This window comes from Stenotrophomonas sp. MH181796 (genome assembly GCF_009659995.1).
GTDB lineage: Bacteria > Pseudomonadota > Gammaproteobacteria > Xanthomonadales > Xanthomonadaceae > Stenotrophomonas > Stenotrophomonas riyadhensis.
The window spans coordinates 591,267-607,133 of record NZ_RAHU01000002.1; the positions used below are offsets into that span (position 1 = coordinate 591,267).

21 protein-coding genes and 1 pseudogene are annotated in these 15,867 nt (G+C 64.7%); all 22 read left to right on the forward strand.

Annotated elements, in window-relative coordinates; translation table 11 throughout:
- The first annotated feature begins 5 nt into the window (after positions 1 to 5).
- The 22 genes and pseudogenes from D5301_RS06730 (at position 6) to D5301_RS06840 (ending at position 15,867) form a co-directional block, all read left to right on the forward strand.
- Complete coding sequence (locus tag D5301_RS06730; RefSeq protein ID WP_023103928.1) at positions 6 to 398, forward strand: hypothetical protein; 393 nt, start codon at positions 6 to 8, stop codon at positions 396 to 398.
- Positions 399 to 570: 172 nt separating this feature from the next.
- Positions 571 to 1,202 (forward strand): annotated as a pseudogene (locus tag D5301_RS06735) (hypothetical protein).
- A gap of 80 nt (positions 1,203 to 1,282) precedes the next feature.
- Positions 1,283 to 2,020 carry a hypothetical protein gene (locus tag D5301_RS06740; RefSeq protein WP_017512403.1) on the forward strand — a complete coding sequence of 246 codons (738 nt, stop codon included), beginning with the start codon at positions 1,283 to 1,285 and terminating at the stop codon, positions 2,018 to 2,020.
- A 97-nt stretch (positions 2,021 to 2,117) separates the two neighbouring features.
- Entirely contained in the window at positions 2,118 to 2,396 is a 279-nt protein-coding gene (locus tag D5301_RS06745; protein WP_033972353.1) for a hypothetical protein, read from the forward strand.
- Between the two features lie 288 nt (positions 2,397 to 2,684).
- Positions 2,685 to 3,497, forward strand: a complete 813-nt coding sequence (locus D5301_RS06750; RefSeq protein WP_033972355.1) for a hypothetical protein — start codon at positions 2,685 to 2,687, stop codon at positions 3,495 to 3,497.
- A gap of 125 nt (positions 3,498 to 3,622) precedes the next feature.
- Positions 3,623 to 3,976, forward strand: coding sequence for a DUF3085 domain-containing protein (locus D5301_RS06755; RefSeq protein WP_009459699.1), 354 nt, complete (start codon positions 3,623 to 3,625; stop codon positions 3,974 to 3,976).
- A gap of 368 nt (positions 3,977 to 4,344) precedes the next feature.
- Positions 4,345 to 5,247: a DUF3577 domain-containing protein gene (locus tag D5301_RS06765; protein WP_033972358.1), complete on the forward strand. Its 903-nt coding sequence runs from the start codon at positions 4,345 to 4,347 to the stop codon at positions 5,245 to 5,247.
- A 57-nt stretch (positions 5,248 to 5,304) separates the two neighbouring features.
- Positions 5,305 to 5,994, forward strand: coding sequence for a DUF3275 family protein (locus tag D5301_RS06770; RefSeq protein WP_033972360.1), 690 nt, complete (start codon positions 5,305 to 5,307; stop codon positions 5,992 to 5,994).
- Positions 5,995 to 6,089: 95 nt separating this feature from the next.
- Complete coding sequence (locus tag D5301_RS06775) at positions 6,090 to 6,431, forward strand: hypothetical protein (protein WP_033972400.1); 342 nt, start codon at positions 6,090 to 6,092, stop codon at positions 6,429 to 6,431.
- A 105-nt stretch (positions 6,432 to 6,536) separates the two neighbouring features.
- On the forward strand, positions 6,537 to 6,944 hold the full coding sequence (locus D5301_RS06780) for a hypothetical protein (protein ID WP_033972362.1): 408 nt from the start codon (positions 6,537 to 6,539) through the stop codon (positions 6,942 to 6,944).
- Between the two features lie 16 nt (positions 6,945 to 6,960).
- A complete protein-coding gene (locus D5301_RS06785) occupies positions 6,961 to 7,221 on the forward strand; it encodes a hypothetical protein (RefSeq protein WP_033972363.1) in 261 nt (86 codons plus the stop codon).
- 76 nt (positions 7,222 to 7,297) lie between these two features.
- Positions 7,298 to 7,945, forward strand: a complete 648-nt coding sequence (locus D5301_RS06790) for a hypothetical protein (RefSeq protein ID WP_033972364.1) — start codon at positions 7,298 to 7,300, stop codon at positions 7,943 to 7,945.
- Between the two features lie 20 nt (positions 7,946 to 7,965).
- On the forward strand, positions 7,966 to 9,120 hold the full coding sequence (locus tag D5301_RS06795) for a DUF6094 domain-containing protein (RefSeq protein WP_219795426.1): 1,155 nt from the start codon (positions 7,966 to 7,968) through the stop codon (positions 9,118 to 9,120).
- 49 nt (positions 9,121 to 9,169) lie between these two features.
- Entirely contained in the window at positions 9,170 to 9,490 is a 321-nt protein-coding gene (locus D5301_RS06800; protein WP_033972366.1) for a hypothetical protein, read from the forward strand.
- A gap of 89 nt (positions 9,491 to 9,579) precedes the next feature.
- Positions 9,580 to 9,885, forward strand: coding sequence for a hypothetical protein (locus D5301_RS06805; RefSeq protein WP_009459685.1), 306 nt, complete (start codon positions 9,580 to 9,582; stop codon positions 9,883 to 9,885).
- A gap of 135 nt (positions 9,886 to 10,020) precedes the next feature.
- Positions 10,021 to 12,300 (forward strand): helicase-related protein, encoded by a 2,280-nt coding sequence (locus D5301_RS06810; protein ID WP_033972367.1) that lies wholly within the window; start codon positions 10,021 to 10,023, stop codon positions 12,298 to 12,300.
- A gap of 115 nt (positions 12,301 to 12,415) precedes the next feature.
- On the forward strand, positions 12,416 to 12,622 hold the full coding sequence (locus D5301_RS06815) for a hypothetical protein (protein ID WP_009459683.1): 207 nt from the start codon (positions 12,416 to 12,418) through the stop codon (positions 12,620 to 12,622).
- A 147-nt stretch (positions 12,623 to 12,769) separates the two neighbouring features.
- Positions 12,770 to 13,369, forward strand: a complete 600-nt coding sequence (locus D5301_RS06820; RefSeq protein ID WP_029886381.1) for a PilL N-terminal domain-containing protein — start codon at positions 12,770 to 12,772, stop codon at positions 13,367 to 13,369.
- A complete protein-coding gene (locus D5301_RS06825) occupies positions 13,366 to 14,007 on the forward strand; it encodes a hypothetical protein (RefSeq protein ID WP_029886382.1) in 642 nt (213 codons plus the stop codon). The genes D5301_RS06820 and D5301_RS06825 overlap by 4 nt, the downstream gene beginning before the upstream one ends.
- 14 nt (positions 14,008 to 14,021) lie before the next feature.
- Positions 14,022 to 14,747, forward strand: a complete 726-nt coding sequence (locus D5301_RS06830) for a TIGR03759 family integrating conjugative element protein (RefSeq protein ID WP_009459680.1) — start codon at positions 14,022 to 14,024, stop codon at positions 14,745 to 14,747.
- Positions 14,729 to 15,331, forward strand: a complete 603-nt coding sequence (locus D5301_RS06835) for a transglycosylase SLT domain-containing protein (RefSeq protein ID WP_029886383.1) — start codon at positions 14,729 to 14,731, stop codon at positions 15,329 to 15,331. The genes D5301_RS06830 and D5301_RS06835 overlap by 19 nt, the downstream gene beginning before the upstream one ends.
- Entirely contained in the window at positions 15,328 to 15,867 is a 540-nt protein-coding gene (locus D5301_RS06840) for an integrating conjugative element protein (RefSeq protein WP_029886384.1), read from the forward strand. Before D5301_RS06835 ends, D5301_RS06840 begins: the two co-directional genes overlap by 4 nt.

Consider the following 15,867-nt stretch of genomic DNA (forward strand, 5'->3'; position numbering starts at 1 on the left):
ACGTCATGAACCAGCTACTGCCGCGGGAAGTCGTCGATCAGATCATGCGGGAAGAGCAGCATTTCGCTGCCGCGCCCCAAGCCTTCTTCGAGGCCTGGAAGCGCGGTGTCGAGATTGCTGGTCCCGAGTGGTTCGGCGACGGCACCCGTGAAGGCCTGAACCAGGCCAACACCAAGTGGGATTTGCGTCCCGACATGCTGCGGCTCAACGATGCCCTCGGCGTCCTGAGCAGCGGCGAACGCATGTTCCTGTCCGCCATGGTCAGCTTCTACAACGCGCGCGAGGGCGGTGCCATGCTCAAGCGCTGCCGCTTCCACGGGCTGTCGGACTTCGACGGTCTCGATCTGGAACGCCGCAAGGTCATCGCCGACCTGCTGGTGAACTACAGCGGTTGGTGAGCCGGTCTCCGGCACGCCACTGTCCTCTCGCCCCCCCGTGAGGGACATGCGCCCATAAGGCCATGTCCCTCAATTTTTCTTCCCCATCGCCCGACGCCAACGGCCTTGGGCTATTCCCTGCGGATGCCATCGTCCGCATGGGCTGGCTCCGCTCTTCTCGAAAGGAGCCAGCATGGCAAACAACTACTACGAAGGCACGGGCGTTCTCGTGCTCAACCGCGTTACTCCCGTCATCAAGGCACTGTTCGGTGCTTTCGCGCTCGACGAAAACCATCCCGGCAATGGGCAGGCCTACATCGCCCAGATCGCCGAAACCAATGATCCACGCTGGACAGATGTGCTGAGTTGTCGATTCCGCCTCTGCTTGAACGGCTGGCCGCGCACTTCCGTGCTGACCAGGACGGGGAGCGGGAGAACCTGATCGAGCACCACCAATTCGAGGACAGCGCCGACCTGGAAGCCCTGCTTCTGATCGCTACCCGCTTCGATGACGGCCATAACCTGACCGCCATCCAGTTTGAGGGCTGCTGGTATTGCAGCAAGCCAAGGCTATTCGAGTTCGGCGGCAACGGCTGCTACCTGAGCCGCGAGGTCCAGGTCTTCAGAACGTCCTCGCAGGCGCTTCAACTCGGCGATCAACTGCGCAACACCATCCTGGCCGCCGACATCGAAGAGGCCTCAGCGTTGATCGCGCTGGAGGCCGCCAACCTGCTTGCCGGCATCACCGATGAGCAATTTCGCCTAAATGTGCGCCATCGCATCGCCGAACGGCTGGTTCAGACGCCAACGATCAGCGCCGACTGACGCATTTTCCACTTTCAACCCACCGGGTCCAATTCCCGGTGGCGGGGATTGGCCCCATTATTCAAATCTGGAGAGTTCCCATGTCCCAGAAACCCAATCCCTTTCTCCGCGGCTACTGGAATCTAAAAATCGTCCGCACGCTGTGCATCGGCTACGACGACGGAAGCCCGCATGTCTGGCGAATCATCCACGCGAGTCAAAAGCACTTTTCCGACGAGGAACTGATTTCATCCTCGTGCATCGTCACCAGCGATTTCGCCGTGGTCAGGAATGGTCCCGAACCCGTGAGTGCCGAGGTGCTGGCCGAATGCGATACCGCAGAAGGTGTCAGCGGCGAAGGTGTAATCGGTGCCGTGGTCTATGCCATCCATGGCGACGACTTCGACGGTCGCCCCATCCACGTCGGCGACGCCTATTCGGCAGAGGCAGCGCGGGAAGTCGTACAGCGCCTGAGTTTCGAGACCGGCTACTACAGCCGGTGCTGGGAAATCAGCAGCGCACACATCAGCCAAGAAACCGGCCAATACCTCGCCAACCTGGCAGACCTCGCTACGCCGGAGGCATTCCTGTTCATCGCGTTCCGGGTTCCGTACAGCCCGGCGATCGGCATCAAGCTGATCTCCACCCCCTGGACGGACAAGAACCTGGACCACGCCGAGGGCATCAGTGCGGAGCAGCTTCGCCAGGAGCACCGAAGCAAGGGTATGCCGGATGACCTGGCGAACGTCATTGAACTGGCTGGCCAGGCCGACGTGCGCATCCTGATTCTCGACGCCGACGCACCCGTGCTGTTGGGCCTGCCGTTGGCCGAATCCTAGCAGCCGCTCGACGCAACATCCTTCCTCTTTGTTCTCCCCCATACCGGCCCGTCTCCCTCCCGGAGCCGGGCTGGTCCATTTTCATAGGAGCAACCTCATGTTCCCCGACCTCATCTCGCGCACGCCAGACTTCGAGCACCAGCTCGGCGCCTGCGTCAATGCCATGGGCCAGGACGACGCCATCGGCCAGATCCTGGTATTCGAGCGCATGAGCGGCACGCTGCACATGCGCCATATCGCCAGCGCCGACCTGGTGGACACCGACATTGACGACTACGAAATGGTCGTCTTCGACGGTGGCAACACCAGCGGCGATACATGGAAGCATGTCTTCTTCCCACATCAGCGCGAGCACTACTTCGTGTACGAAGCCTGACCCAACCAAGCCCCTTTCGAGGGGCTTTTTCTTGTCCGCAGCGCAGGAAAGCGGGTGCGACGCTGTGCGATTTCTTGCAAGCAGGCCGCCCATTCCAGAGCCATCCTTGCTCCATGTTCGTCGGCGTTGCCGACACATGCCCTGGCAGCCGAGACCTTCAAGGCTGCAAGTGCGGGAAACCGTGCTGGTCGTTTCTTTCTATGGACGTACCCCGTCCGTTCACGCCACCCACAAGGGACCTCTCCCTTGCGGGCGGGGAATCCCTTGTTCTTCCTCAAGGAGATTCCCATGGACCGTTCCCTCATCAAATCCATGATGCCTTCGCTTGTCGCGGGCCATGTCCCTCGTAACGTGCGTTCGTTCAAATACCGCGTATTCGATGATCAGCCGCAGTCCTCGACGTTGGGCTTCGCCATCGACCCTCAGCCCTTCAACGGCAAGGTAGTCTCCGCGACCGACGATGCCATCGTCGTCAAGCTCAAGCCTTCCGAGTTCGCCGTGCTCGATCCCAACCTGGTGACCACCGTTCCCAGCGAGGGCGCCAAGGTCCATGTCCAACCCTACGCCCGGCGACGTTTCGACGGGCTGCGCGCGGACACCCCGGAAGTCGTCACCGAGAAGACTTCGGATGGCACGCCTTACACCATCACGAGGCATATCCTTGGCAAAGCACCCGCCAAGCTGCCCATTCCCGAGCCGCAGTGCATGGAGCTGGGCCAACTCATCGAGCAGTTGGAGGAGATGCCCGCGCCCGACGGGTTCCGGTGCATCACCCACATGCTGGTCGATGCAGGTGCCCGCGACTTCGCCTGGGTCGATCCCAAGCCCTCCAAGATCATCGAGACCCCGCCGGCGATCAGCTTCACGGTCTCAACCACCAAGTTCGAGGGTCAGGTGACGATCCTCTACGACCGTGGCGGCGACACCTACGTGGTGGAGCTGCACCGCGACGGTGAGTTGATCGATAGGCACGACGGGGTGTATTTCGACATGCTCGGTGAAGTGCTGGAGCGGCTCATCGACGACGGGCGCTGGCGCCTGATCGACGTGAGCATGATCGACGCCAAAGCCTCTCGGCAACGTCAGGCGATTCCAGCCTGACGTGCCAGACAGGAAGCCTAGCGGCACGACTGATCAGTCCACAGCCTATCGGCGACTGCCCCACAAGCCTTCCATCCGTTTCGGTGGAGGGCTTTTTTTCTTCATCCATACAGGAGATTTCAACCATGTCACTGCGATTCAGAGGCTCCGACCTGCGCCCCGTGCTTGCCGAGGCCATCGCCAACCAATGCCGCGTCGCCCTGGCCAAGGACCAGGGCGTGTACTTCCTCGCCGAGCGCGGAGAGCGCCGCCCCGATGGCCGCGTGAAGCTGCTGGCCTATGCCGTCGGCTGCAACCCGGATACCGACCCGTTCGATGACTGGTGGGAACTGGCACGCGCCGAGCTTGGCGGCGACGACTTCGGCGAGTTCTTCGACCCGAAAGACAGCGTTTTCACTCGCATTCTGCAAAGCTCAGATGATCTGGAGCTGTCCGCCACCGCTACGTATCTGTCACTGGCGGCGGTGGAATCGGCGTAGTCCAAAAATGTCCGCATACCCCTTGAAGCCCCCATTTCGGGGGCTTTCTTTTGGGCGGAACTGGGCAGCCTGGAAAAAATGGGAAGCGCCCGGATGCCGATTGATTGCTGTCGCGCGCGCGAGGCCCGGCCATGCTGACCCCATGCCTGCTGACGTTGTCAGCGACATGCCGGGCAACCATCGGTCTTCGAGGTTGCGTCGCAGTTCCCACTGCGTGACCGAGCCAGCTCGCACCGCATCCATCCGCGAGCGGCCACCAGTCTCTGGTGGCGGATGCTTTCGCCTTATCGACCCACCGCGGGGTTACGCACCTTTCCCCGCATGCGTGGGGCTGGTGTGTCTCCGCTTCTTCCCTATGGAGATTCACCATGAACACCACGTCCAACGAGAAATCGTATTTCGACCTCCACACCTCGGGCATCGGCTATATCCAGCGTGTCCGTGAAGTGCCTGTCCGGGGCGGCCGCCGTGCGCAGCCTTTCCTGGCATGCACCGTTGCCGCGCTGGTCGGCCCCGCCAGGGACCCCAGCTACCGCTACTTCGACGTCAAGGTCTCGGGTGCCGAGGCCAAGAACCTCGTCCAGCGCTACATCGGCGTTGACGATCCCAAGCAGCGCCCGCTGGTGCGCTTCCGCCTCGGCGACCTGTGGGGCGATGCGTACATCCGCGACAAGGGCGAGCGCAAGGGTGAAGCCGCCGCGTCTCTCAAGGCGCGACTGCTCAAGGCCGAGCCGCTTGACCGGGCCGAACTGGCTTCCATCAAGCAGCACGAGCTGATCACCCGCGGCATCGGCTACCTTAGCCGTCCGAAGGACGTCACCCCCAAGGATGGCGATCCGTTCCTGTCGTGCTGCGTCGCGGCTCTGGCCGGGCCTGTCGGTGAACCGGACTATCGGTACTTCGACACCATCGTCGCCACCCCTGAAGCCGAGCACCTGGTTCGCCGGTGCGTGCAGGCCATCGAAGGGGACCGCAAGGTGCTGATCGCCTTCAAGTTGAACGACATGAAGATCGATCCGTACATCCGCACCAAGGGTGAGCGCGCCGGGGAGCCGGGAGCGAGCCTGGAATCGACGCTGATCCACATCGGTCTGATCAAGATCGACGGCACGCAGGTCTATCCGACGAACCAGGCGCAGGCCGAGGACGCACCCGCGCCCGAAGCCGAGGACGCCGCCGACACCGCTGCCGACCAGCCTGTCAAGCCCGCCGAGCGCGAGCCCGCAGGTGAAGTCGAAGAGCAGGAGCCGGCATTGGCTGCTTCGTTCTGATCCGGCATGGCCCCTCACGGGGCCTTGCCTTTTTCCTATTCCTCAAGGAGAAGCATCATGGCAGTCACATCGGCACCCGAGAAATCGGCCACGCCCATCATCGTCCCGGGCCAGCTCGCGCTGCGCACCATTCACGGCCGCAACGGAAAGTTCAATGTTGGCAAGCTCGAATGCCAACTCGGAAAATTCACGATTAAAGACGCGGAGTTGGAGCAATACCCCGAGGGCAAGTACCAAGGGGAGTTCGTTCTTCGCTACATCTTCCTCAAAGGCTATCCGATCAGCGACGGCAGCATGCGTTTCGAGATGCGCGCCAACCTGGACGGTATGACACTTTTCGGCATCGACAAGCTGAGCAAGGCCGAAGCACATAGCTTCGCCCCGCAGGAAGTCGATCCGCTCGATGAAGAGCAAGGGACGCAGCCTGTGGCAACGCCGGCCAAGCCCGCCAAGGCATCCAGGTCCGCCAAACCTGCACCCGTGCAGGCGTCCGCGGACCCGCTGGTCGATACCACGCCCTTCGGCGTGGACGCGCCGCCTGCTGCGGCTGCTGCCGCCGGCAGCACCGAGGATGGCGACGCCGCGCTGTTCGGCCTGTTGTGGCCGCTGGGCGAGTCCGTGAAGCTGGATTCGACCATCGACCGCCGCGCCCTGCGCGCGCAGATCGCCCGCCTGGGCGAACTGGGCTACGCGCTGGACTTCAAGACGCAGGAGTGGAGCCGCCAGGCCGAACTGCAACCTGCGTGATTGCGGACGCCGCATCCGCGGTGTTCTTCATCCACCCGCCGGGGTTCCTTCCCCATGCGGGGGGAGGCCTCGGCTTTCTTCTGGAGGTCTCCATCATGTCCACCATCGCTTGCGATACACCCCGTTCCGCGCTGGACGAAACCGCGTGGCGCGCCGTTTGCAAGACGGCCGCCGAGCATGCCCAACGTGGTTGCGGCCTGTCCTGGGATCACTGGGTCACGCTTTTCAGCTCGGAGATCGACGCGCAAGCCAGTCGGTTGCCGCATGACCAGCGCACTCAAGCGCTGGAAATCGCGACCCGGGAATGGGACTACGCAACACCTGCCGAACGGCAGGAAACCCAGGACTGGAATGCGGAGCATGGCTACTGCTCGCATGGGATCGAGTTCGGCTACTGCCCGGCCGGTTGTGATCGCGACGATGACGACTGGGACTGAGGGCAAAGCATAGGTTCCTTCGCCGCACACGCGGCATTTCCATCACCCGCTGGGGGTTCTTCCCCACGGGGAGGCCTCCGGCTTTACTTCTTCAGGAGGCCTCTCATGGGCTGGTATTTCTCACCTCAATCGCGGTCTGAACTGATCGCGGAACTGATCGCACAGCAGGAGACCGAGCGCGCCAGCGTGAAGGTCATCGCCCACACGCTGCGCGGCAACGTCCTCTGGTCCGTCGCGGAAGTGACGGCCAAGGCCGAAGGCGTGCATCGTGATCTCGCACCGGGCCAGTCCCTGCGCTACATCCGCTGCGATCTTCTGGAACGCAGCGGCAACCAGTGGGGCTACAAGCCGCTGGACGAGTCCATGCACCCGTACTACTACTCGTGCCCGTTGAGCTACCTCGACATGGCGCCGGAGCAGTCCGCCGACTGGCGTGCAGGCGTTCGCGCCTACCACGCGCGGCGTCGCACCCCCACGGCATCCACGGCACCCGCCGCGGCGCTGTTGGCCTGAGTCAGGAGGAACCGACATGGACCCGATCCTGGCTGCGCTCCCCGCCTCGCTGTTGAAGCTCGTTGAAGGCAGTTTGTCCAACGACGAACTTTCCTCCGACGAAGAAATGCTGGGGTACTTCATCGACAACGGCCTCACCGAGGAGCAGGCACGGCAGGCACTGACCTACCGCGACCAGTACCTCAACAACATCTACCTGGACGGCTTCACGCCGATCACCGCGGTGGACGAGGCGCTTCACTTCAACCCGCACACCCGGCAGTTCGAGCCGGACTGAGCGATTTTCTTCCACCCCCCGGGGCAGTACTTGCCCCAGCGGGCGATGCTGTTCCCGTTCATCCGAGGACACCACCATGCCCACCAATACTTCTTCCACGCTGTACCGCATCGACGAATGCCCGGACGTGATGGCCGACGCCTGCGTCGGCGATGACCAGGGCAACCTGATCTTCCTGTCCATCTGGGCGCGCGACACCGCCGTCCAGCAGTTCCTCGCTCGCCTGACCCTCGGGCGCGACGAGCAGGGACTGGACCAGTTCCACGTCATCACCGACCAGGGCGGCAGCGTCCCGGTGTTCATCGGCAACGTCGATCGCCTGGAAAAGCGCATCACGCGCGCTTACCGGCGAACGCTGTTCGGATCGCTCTCCAACGTGTGGCTGTTCGACCGGCGCTGCGTCAAGCCCGACAAGGCCAACGCCAGCGCACTGGCACTGCTGCCACAGGGCAGCGCCCACCGGCTTGACCGCCTGTGGATGCTGGTGCGGGACACCTGCCCGTTGCCGCTGCTCGACCACTGGCGCGAGACCGTGCTGGAACTGCTGCAAACCCGCGAGATGCTGGCCCGCCTTCCGTTCGCCCTCGGGCCGTTGGAAGGCCATCGGCTCGCCATCGACGTGCCGGCGCTGACCCTGGCGCTGGGTTCCCTGATCCGCAGTGACGTGCTCACGGCCTATCCGTATCCGGCCAAGATCTGGACGCCGGAAGCGGTAGCGGCCTGACCCACCCACGGAGGCACGCCTTGGCGTGCTTCCGCCATTCATCCCCCGCCAACCAGGAGACTTCCATGGCCCTCATGTTCCCGCGGCTCGCCCGCAATTTCGCCAAGAACGGTTACTACCCAACCGACGAACCCACGCTCGAAAGAGCCCTCAACGCACTGATGCCCAGCGACGGGCCGATGTGCATCCTTGATCCCTGCGCCGGCGAAGGCGTGGCGATCGCCGAAGCCGCCCACGCCCTCGGGCGCGAGCAGGCCAAGGCGTTCGCGGTCGAGTTCGACGCGGAGCGGGCACGCCATGCCCGCGGCCTGGTCGATCACTGCCTACACGCGGACCTGATGGACACGATGGTCTCCAAGCAGTCCTTCGGGCTGCTCTGGCTGAATCCGCCGTATGGCGACCTGTCCAAGGACATCAACGGCAACATCGGCTATCAGGGCCAAGGCCGCGCCCGTCTCGAAAAGCTGTTCTATCAGCGCAGTCTGTCGTTGCTGCAATACGGCGGCGTGCTGGTCTTCATCGTCCCCGGCTACGTGCTCGACGCGGAGCTGGTCGGCTGGCTGACACGCCACTACACGGACCTGCGCATCTACCGAGCGGTGGAGACGCAGTTCAAGCAGGTGGTGATCTTCGGCCGTCGGGTGCGTCAGCGCGAGCTGGCGTCGGATTCGATTAAGGCCGTGCGCAATCTGCTGCTGCAGGTTGGGCTTGGCGAAGTCGAACCCGAGGAACTGCCGAGCGACTGGCCGTTCCTGCCGTACATCGTCCCCGCCAGTCCGGCCGAGCCGGAGCACTTCTTCCGCGTGACGATGGAGCCCGAACAGTTCACCGACGAGGTTGGCAGGCTGCAAGGTCTCTGGCCGTCTCTGGACACGCACCTAGGGGCCGCGCAGCAATCGCTGCGTCCACCGGCGCGAGCCTTGTCCCACTGGCATCTCGCCCTGGCTTTGGCCGCGGGTGCGATTTCCGGCGTCGTGCGCTCCCAGACCGGGCGCGTGCTCGTCGTCAAGGGTGACACCCACAAGGACAAGACGCTCCAGCGGGAATTCACCGAACGCGACGACGGCTCCATCGCCGAGACCCGCATCCTCACCGACAAGTTCGTGCCCGTCATCCGCGCGTGGGACATGACGCCTGGCTCCCCGACACGGGGCGAGGTGCTGACCATCCGCTAATCCCCCGGACGCCTGACGTCCTGCTGCACTTCATCGAAGGAGAAACACCATGCTCTCACGTCTGTTCCAGCGGCCCGCGCCGCACAAGCAACCCTTGTTCGCACCGGCCTCGTTGCAGTTGAGCGAAAAGGTGCACTGGCTGGCCCGCCGAGGTCTCATCGATCCCTTGTCCTATGTACAGCGCCACGTGCGCGGCGACTGGGGCGAGATCGACGAGGCCACCCGCCAGGCCAACGATGTCGCACTCGATCAGGACAACCTGATGATCTCCCAGTACCGCATCACGCCGGAGTTGGTGCTGATCGTGAAGACCAGCGAAGACCACCAGACCACGGTGGTCCAGCTTCCCGAAGAGCGCGACCTGATCTGAAGGCACCACCTCGTCATCCCATCCACCTGACGGAGCCACTTCACTCCGCCAGGGGTGTCGTGGCTCAATAACCTTTCAAGGAGGAGCCCATGGCATCACATCGCATCGAAACCTACTGCCAGAGGCTGGCGTTCCCCATCGGGGCGCTTATCTTCAGCAAAGGCATTGACCGCCTGGTCCGCTCGGGTCGCCTCGACCCGATCCCGTACTTCAGGCGCCACACCCGTGGTGACTGGGGCGACGTCAACGTCCAGCAATGGCAGGCCAACAGCACCGCACTTCAATCAGGTGCTTCGCTGGCATCGCACTACGTGATCCACCCGGGGCTGGCCATTCGCATCGTTACCGACGCGGAGCGCCGCGCCACCGTCATCGTTCTGCCGTCCGAGGACTGAGCACGGTTCACCCGCTGGCCATCCAGGCCAGCACCTTCAACCACCTTCGGCCACGCGCCGATTTACTTCCCACCACGGGGCATGCCACTGCCCCGCTGGGGGTGGTGCATGCCCCATTTTCTTTGGAGCATCACCATGTCCCTCGATCTCGAAACCAATGCCGCTGAAGCCGCGCCCGTACAGGGCGAACTGCTCGATGCGGAATCTTCCCCTCTGACCCTGAGCCTTCAGGATTTCGTCGGCGAGTTCGGCGACGAACTGCTCGACGCCCTCAACAGCGCTAATCCGCCGGTCTATACCGGCCAACCGCAGGCACATCGCCAGCTCATCGTCGCCAGCCTCAAGCGCAAGCTGTTCCAGGCCCAGGCCGAAGTCGTCCATGCCGCCGCCGAGCTGCTGATTGACCGTGGCGAACATGCCGCGATCGTCAATGGCGAAATGGGCTGCGGCAAGACGACCGTCGGCATCGCCACGGCCGCCGTGCTCAACGCCGAAGGCTACCGCCGCACCTTGGTTCTTTCGCCGCCGCACCTTGTTTACAAGTGGCGGCGCGAGATCCAGGAGACGGTAGCGGGCGCCAAAGTGTGGGTGCTTAACGGGCCGGATACGCTCGTCAAGCTCATCAAGCTGCGTGAGCAGTTGGGTGTGCAGCCCACGGGTCAGGAGTTCTTCGTCCTGGGCCGCGTGAGGATGCGGATGGGCTTCCACTGGAAGCCTGTCTTCACCCAGCGACGCACCCGCCACGGCGACGTCGCCGCATGCCCGGACTGCGGCACGGTCATCACCGACCTCGACGGCGAGCCGGTCAACCCGGTCGCGCTTGAAGCCGAGGAGTACCGCAGGAAGTGCAGCCATTGCGCCGCGCCCTTGTGGACGCTGATCCGCCCGCGCAGCCTGTCCGGCAGCGATCAGTCCTCGGCCGTCCTCAAAGCCTTGAAGCGCATCCCGACCATCGGGGAAATCACCGCGCAGAAGCTCATGAAGCGCTTCGGTGATGGTTTCCTTGCCTCGATGTTGGGGGACAACGTGCATGAGTTCATCAACCTCATGGACGGCAACGGCGAACTGGTCTTTTCCGACCGTCAGGCCACGCGCATGGAACGCGCGATGGCCAACATGGAGTTCGGCTTCGGCGAGGGCGGCTACCAACCGTCCGAGTTCATCAAGAGGTACCTGCCGCAAGGCACGTTCGACCTGCTCATCGCCGACGAGGCCCATGAGTACAAGAACGGCGGCAGTGCCCAAGGCCAGGCCATGGGCGTGCTGGCGGCGAAGGCTCGCAAGACCTTGCTGCTGACTGGCACGCTGATGGGCGGCTATGGGGACGACCTGTTCTATCTGCTGTTCCGAGCCCTGCCTGGGCGGATGATCGAAGACGGCTACCGCCCGACCACGAGCGGCAGCATGACCTCGGCTGCGATGGCGTTCATGCGCGATCACGGGGTCTTGAAGGACATCTACTCCGAGAGCACCGGCACGGCGCACAAGACGGCCAAGGGCACCAAGGTATCGGTGCGCACGGTCAAGGCTCCGGGCTTCGGCCCCAAGGGCGTCTTGCGCTGCATCCTGCCGTTCACGATCTTCCTCAAGCTCAAGGACATCGGCGGCAACGTCCTGCCGCCGTATGACGAGGAGTTCCGCGAAGTCGCGATGGACACGGCGCAAGCCGCGGCCTACCGCGATCTGGCGGGTCGGCTGACCGCGGAGCTGAAACAGGCTCTGGCGCGACGCGATACGACCTTGCTGGGTGTGGTCCTCAACGTGCTGCTGGCCTGGCCGGATTGCTGCTTCCGGTCGGAGACCGTGGTGCATCCGCGCACGCGCAACACCTTGGCGTTCGTCCCGGCTCAGTTCAACGAGTTCGAGGTGACACCGAAAGAGCGCGAGCTGATCGACATCTGCAAAGAGGAGAAGGCGCAAGGCCGCAAGGTTCTGGCCTACACGGTCTATACCGGCACGCGCGACACCACGTCGCGCCTGAAGGTGCTGCTGGAGCAGGAGGGCTTCAAGGTGGCGGTGCTGCGCGCGAGCGTGGACGCCAGCCGCCGCGAAGACTGGATCGCCGAGCAACTGGACCGTGGCATCGACGTGCTCATCACCAACCCCGAGCTGGTCAAGACGGGGCTGGATCTGTTGGAGTTCCCGACGATCGTGTTCATGCAGTCGGGCTACAACGTGTACTCGCTCCAGCAGGCGGCACGCCGCTCCTGGCGCATCGGGCAGAAGCACCCCGTGCGCGTGATCTATCTCGGCTACGCCGGTTCCTCGCAGATGACATGCCTCGAACTGATGGCCAAGAAGATCATGGTCTCGCAGTCCACCTCGGGCGATGTACCCGAATCGGGGCTGGATGTCCTGAACCAGGATGGTGATTCCGTCGAGGTCGCACTGGCCCGGCAACTGGTCGCCGCCTGATTCCCACGCCACAAGCCGGCCTAGCGCCGCCGGCATTTCTGTTGTTCCCACCTTGCAGCCACGCCCACGTTCTCCGTGGAGGTGGCTGCGCTTTTTTCATCCCAAGGAGATTTCCATGAATACCAACACCCAACCGTCCGAAGCCATCGACACCCAACGGAAGCTGGAAGCCGAGATTGCGGATTTCCTGCGACAGCGCATCGAAGATGGGAACCTCGATGCGGAGGACATCCCTGTGCGCCTGGCACGCTATGGTCTGATGGCCCCCGAGGCGTTCCTCGCCGAAATGCGTGAGCGCATGGGCATCGACGACGAGAAATAAGAGACCCATTTTCACAGGCCCCAACTTGGGGCCTTTCTTTGGTGAAGGCGCTGCCGGCAAATCGGGCGCTGTCTGGTTCGCATTGTTTGCTGCCGCTCGTAGCCCGAGCGGCGATGGTGAGGGCTCGATGTTTCAGGACGCCGAGCTATGTGCCCCTCTCCACCCTGGTTTCACCATCCCGAACGCCGCCTGCTGGCGGGATTTCTCGGCCTGCTTTGGTCGGTGCTGGCCGGTGGCTGCGCGACGACGACTGCGCCGGTCGCGCCCGACACCATCGAGGAAGTCTCGGCCGCGCCCGAACCCGAAGCGCCCGAGTACATCCCGGTCGTGCGCTACGCCCGCTACACGCTGGTCGAACTGGCCCCTACAGCGGCGCAGCGCGACCTGCTGTTGCAGACCATCGACGTGTCGATGCCCGAGGATGCCCGCGCCACGGTCGGCGATGGGCTGCGGCATGTGCTCAAGCGCAGCGGCTACAGCCTGTGCCAAACGGCGCATGCCGTGATCGAGCTGTATAAGCTGCCACTCCCGGCGGCGCACCTGCATCTCGGTCCCATGACCTTGCGCGATGCGCTGCTCACCCTGGCTGGTCCGGCCTGGGAACTGCACGCGGATGACCGCGCACGACAGATTTGCTTCGAGCGGCCCGGCGACAGCGTGGCCGCCGAACCCATGCCCGAACCGACCGCCGCCGATGCGGTGCAGACCTTCCCGCTGATGCCTTCCACTCCAGGAGGCCAGCCATGAACGCTCCGCAATCTTCGCGTCGCCCGACCGCCGCCGTGGTGGTGCAAAGCCTGCTCTGGCTCTGGCTGCTCGGTCTAAGCGTCATCGTGGCCCTCGGCTACCAGGCGATGAGCGACCAGGCCGACCAGGAACGGCTCGATTCCCGTCTGCAACGCCTCGAAGCGCAGGCGGTGGCCCTGGCCGAGGCCATCGAGACCATCCAGCAGCGTCCGGCCGTCGCAACGGCGGCGGACCTCAAAGACACCCGCCAAATCCTGGAAGCACGCGCTTCCCAGGTTGAGAAAACACTAAGCGGCTACGCAGCCGCCGACGACCTTCAGGCGCTGCGCGCGGAGATCGAGCAGATCAAGACGCGCCAGACCGCCGCGCGTGCAGCAGCCCCCGTCCAGCCGCGCACATCGAGCAAGCCCGCAGCCAAGTCTGAACCGCCGCCATTGCCGTTCCGCATCGTCGGCGCCGAACTGCGCGCAGGCCAGCGCAGCGTGTCCGTCGCGCCGAGCAGTGGGGACTTCACGCCCGACCAGCTTCAGGTGCTGCTGCCCGGTGATGCGGTCGGCCCATGGCGCTTGCAGGCAATCGATGGCAGCGCCGCGGTGTTCCAAGCCGGCGACCAGACCCGTCGCGTGGCGATTCCCTGATCGGAGCACACCACATGAAGCCGTCGATCATCCTTTCCGCACTCCTACTGGCTTCAGTCCAGTGGCCCGCGTGGGCGCAGCAGTCAGCCACGGCTCCCGCCCGCAATGCGCAGAGCCAGGAGCGCCCGCTGGCCGCCCGCGTCCTGGACGACCGAGTAGCAAGCAACTGGGGCCTCCAACCCCAGGAATGGGTGCGTTACCGCGAGCTGATGGATGGGCCGCTGGGCATCTACTCGCCCAACCTGGACCCGCTGTCTGCCCTAGGCATCGAGGCACGCACCGACGAAGAACGGCGGCGCTATGCAGAGCTGCAGGTGCAAATCGAGGCACGCCGCGTCGAGAAGTTGCTCGCCTACCAACGCGCCTACGACGAAGCCTGGCAGCGCCTGAACCCCGGCATGCAGCGCGTGAACCTGCCCGACGACGGGCCGGGCGCCGGCACCGCGCGCGGCAGCGGCCGAATGGCGGTGTTCGTCAAGGACGGCTGCGCGGCCTGTGGGCAGCTCGTGCAGCGCCTGCAATCCTCGGGTGCCGAGTTCGACCTGTATATGGTGGGCAGCCGCCAGGACGATGCACGCATCCGCGACTGGGCCAAGCGCGCGCAGATCGACCCGGCGCGCGTGCGCAGCGGCAGCATTACCCTCAACCACGACGGCGGCCGCTGGCTGTCGCTGGGCCTGCCCGGTGACTTGCCCGCGGCTGTGCGCGAGGTGAACGGCCAATGGCAGCGTCAACCGTAGCGACCTCCGTCTCGCAGCTCTTGCGCGCACTGCTGCTTGCTACCGGCCTGTGCGCCTGCGCCGTCCATGCCCAGGAGGTTCCACCACCGGCCTACCAGCTCGCCGCACAGCGGGCGGGCATCCCCTCGACCGTACTCTACGCCGTGGCCTTGCAGGAGAGCGGTGTTCGGCGCAACGGGCGCATCGTCCCGTGGCCGTGGTCCCTCAATGTCGCCGGCCAGTCGCGCCGCTTCGCCACGCGCGCCGACGCCTGCTCGGGCTTGCAACAGGCAATGCGCGCCACGCCCCACACGCGCATCGATGCAGGCCTGGGCCAGATCAACCTCGGTTACCACAAGCACCGCTTCACCAGCGCGTGCGACCTGCTGGACCCTTATCGCAACCTCGCCATCGCCGCTGAGATCCTGAAGGAGCAGCACACGTCCGGCGAAGACTGGCTGTTGGCGATCGGCCGCTACCACCGTCCTGCGGGCGGCGAGCCCGCCGCCCGCTACCGGCGCAGCGTGTCGCGCCATCTCGCGCGTGTGCAGGGCGCACGCCCAAACGCCGCGGTGCTCGCCACGCGCCAGGAGACTTCCCCATGACGAAATCCCATCTGGCCCTGCGGGGCCTGCTTGTGCTGCTGGCGGGTCTGCCGCTGGCATCGCGTGCCGGCGATCCGCTGATCGTGGTCGAAGATCGCGGTGGCACGTCGGCGCTGCCGTACTACGAGGCCCTCAACCTCCAGCCGCGCGCCGATGTCCCGGCCCGGCCGCCCATTCCGACGCCACAGGTTCCCGCCACACCCGCGGACGAGGCAGCGATGCTGCCGGTGCGCAGCGCCAAACTCACGCCTGGCACCGTCGCGCGGCGCGTGATCGAAGCGCCCGGCCTGCGGCCGTTCGTGGTCATCGGCGACGACGACGCCTCCCGGGCCTGGTTGCAGCGCCGCGGCATTGCTTTGCGCGAACGCGGCGCGGTCGGCTTGGTGGTCAATGTCGAGACCGCGCAGGGCCTGGCACGGCTGCGTGCCCTGGTGCCGGGCGTGCCGCTCGCGCCCGTAGCCGGAGACGACCTGGCCGATCGCCTGGGCCTGCGGCACTACCCGGCGCTGATCACGGCCACCGGCATCGAGCAATGA

What these genes read in the sequence shown, in the direction of transcription:
- D5301_RS06830 (WP_009459680.1), top strand. Translation starts at nt 14,022, where the DNA reads ATGAAGCCGTCGATCATCCTTTCCGCACTCCTACTGGCTTCAGTCCAG.
- D5301_RS06770 (WP_033972360.1), top strand. Translation starts at nt 5,305, where the DNA reads ATGGCAGTCACATCGGCACCCGAGAAATCGGCCACGCCCATCATCGTC.
- D5301_RS06815 (WP_009459683.1), top strand. Translation starts at nt 12,416, where the DNA reads ATGAATACCAACACCCAACCGTCCGAAGCCATCGACACCCAACGGAAG.
- D5301_RS06780 (WP_033972362.1), top strand. Translation starts at nt 6,537, where the DNA reads ATGGGCTGGTATTTCTCACCTCAATCGCGGTCTGAACTGATCGCGGAA.
- D5301_RS06745 (WP_033972353.1), top strand. Translation starts at nt 2,118, where the DNA reads ATGTTCCCCGACCTCATCTCGCGCACGCCAGACTTCGAGCACCAGCTC.
- D5301_RS06765 (WP_033972358.1), top strand. Translation starts at nt 4,345, where the DNA reads ATGAACACCACGTCCAACGAGAAATCGTATTTCGACCTCCACACCTCG.
- D5301_RS06820 (WP_029886381.1), top strand. Translation starts at nt 12,770, where the DNA reads ATGTGCCCCTCTCCACCCTGGTTTCACCATCCCGAACGCCGCCTGCTG.
- D5301_RS06800 (WP_033972366.1), top strand. Translation starts at nt 9,170, where the DNA reads ATGCTCTCACGTCTGTTCCAGCGGCCCGCGCCGCACAAGCAACCCTTG.
- D5301_RS06730 (WP_023103928.1), top strand. Translation starts at nt 6, where the DNA reads ATGAACCAGCTACTGCCGCGGGAAGTCGTCGATCAGATCATGCGGGAA.
- D5301_RS06825 (WP_029886382.1), top strand. Translation starts at nt 13,366, where the DNA reads ATGAACGCTCCGCAATCTTCGCGTCGCCCGACCGCCGCCGTGGTGGTG.
- D5301_RS06835 (WP_029886383.1), top strand. Translation starts at nt 14,729, where the DNA reads ATGGCAGCGTCAACCGTAGCGACCTCCGTCTCGCAGCTCTTGCGCGCA.
- D5301_RS06810 (WP_033972367.1), top strand. Translation starts at nt 10,021, where the DNA reads ATGTCCCTCGATCTCGAAACCAATGCCGCTGAAGCCGCGCCCGTACAG.
- D5301_RS06775 (WP_033972400.1), top strand. Translation starts at nt 6,090, where the DNA reads ATGTCCACCATCGCTTGCGATACACCCCGTTCCGCGCTGGACGAAACC.
- D5301_RS06750 (WP_033972355.1), top strand. Translation starts at nt 2,685, where the DNA reads ATGGACCGTTCCCTCATCAAATCCATGATGCCTTCGCTTGTCGCGGGC.
- D5301_RS06755 (WP_009459699.1), top strand. Translation starts at nt 3,623, where the DNA reads ATGTCACTGCGATTCAGAGGCTCCGACCTGCGCCCCGTGCTTGCCGAG.
- D5301_RS06840 (WP_029886384.1), top strand. Translation starts at nt 15,328, where the DNA reads ATGACGAAATCCCATCTGGCCCTGCGGGGCCTGCTTGTGCTGCTGGCG.
- D5301_RS06740 (WP_017512403.1), top strand. Translation starts at nt 1,283, where the DNA reads ATGTCCCAGAAACCCAATCCCTTTCTCCGCGGCTACTGGAATCTAAAA.
- D5301_RS06785 (WP_033972363.1), top strand. Translation starts at nt 6,961, where the DNA reads ATGGACCCGATCCTGGCTGCGCTCCCCGCCTCGCTGTTGAAGCTCGTT.
- D5301_RS06805 (WP_009459685.1), top strand. Translation starts at nt 9,580, where the DNA reads ATGGCATCACATCGCATCGAAACCTACTGCCAGAGGCTGGCGTTCCCC.
- D5301_RS06790 (WP_033972364.1), top strand. Translation starts at nt 7,298, where the DNA reads ATGCCCACCAATACTTCTTCCACGCTGTACCGCATCGACGAATGCCCG.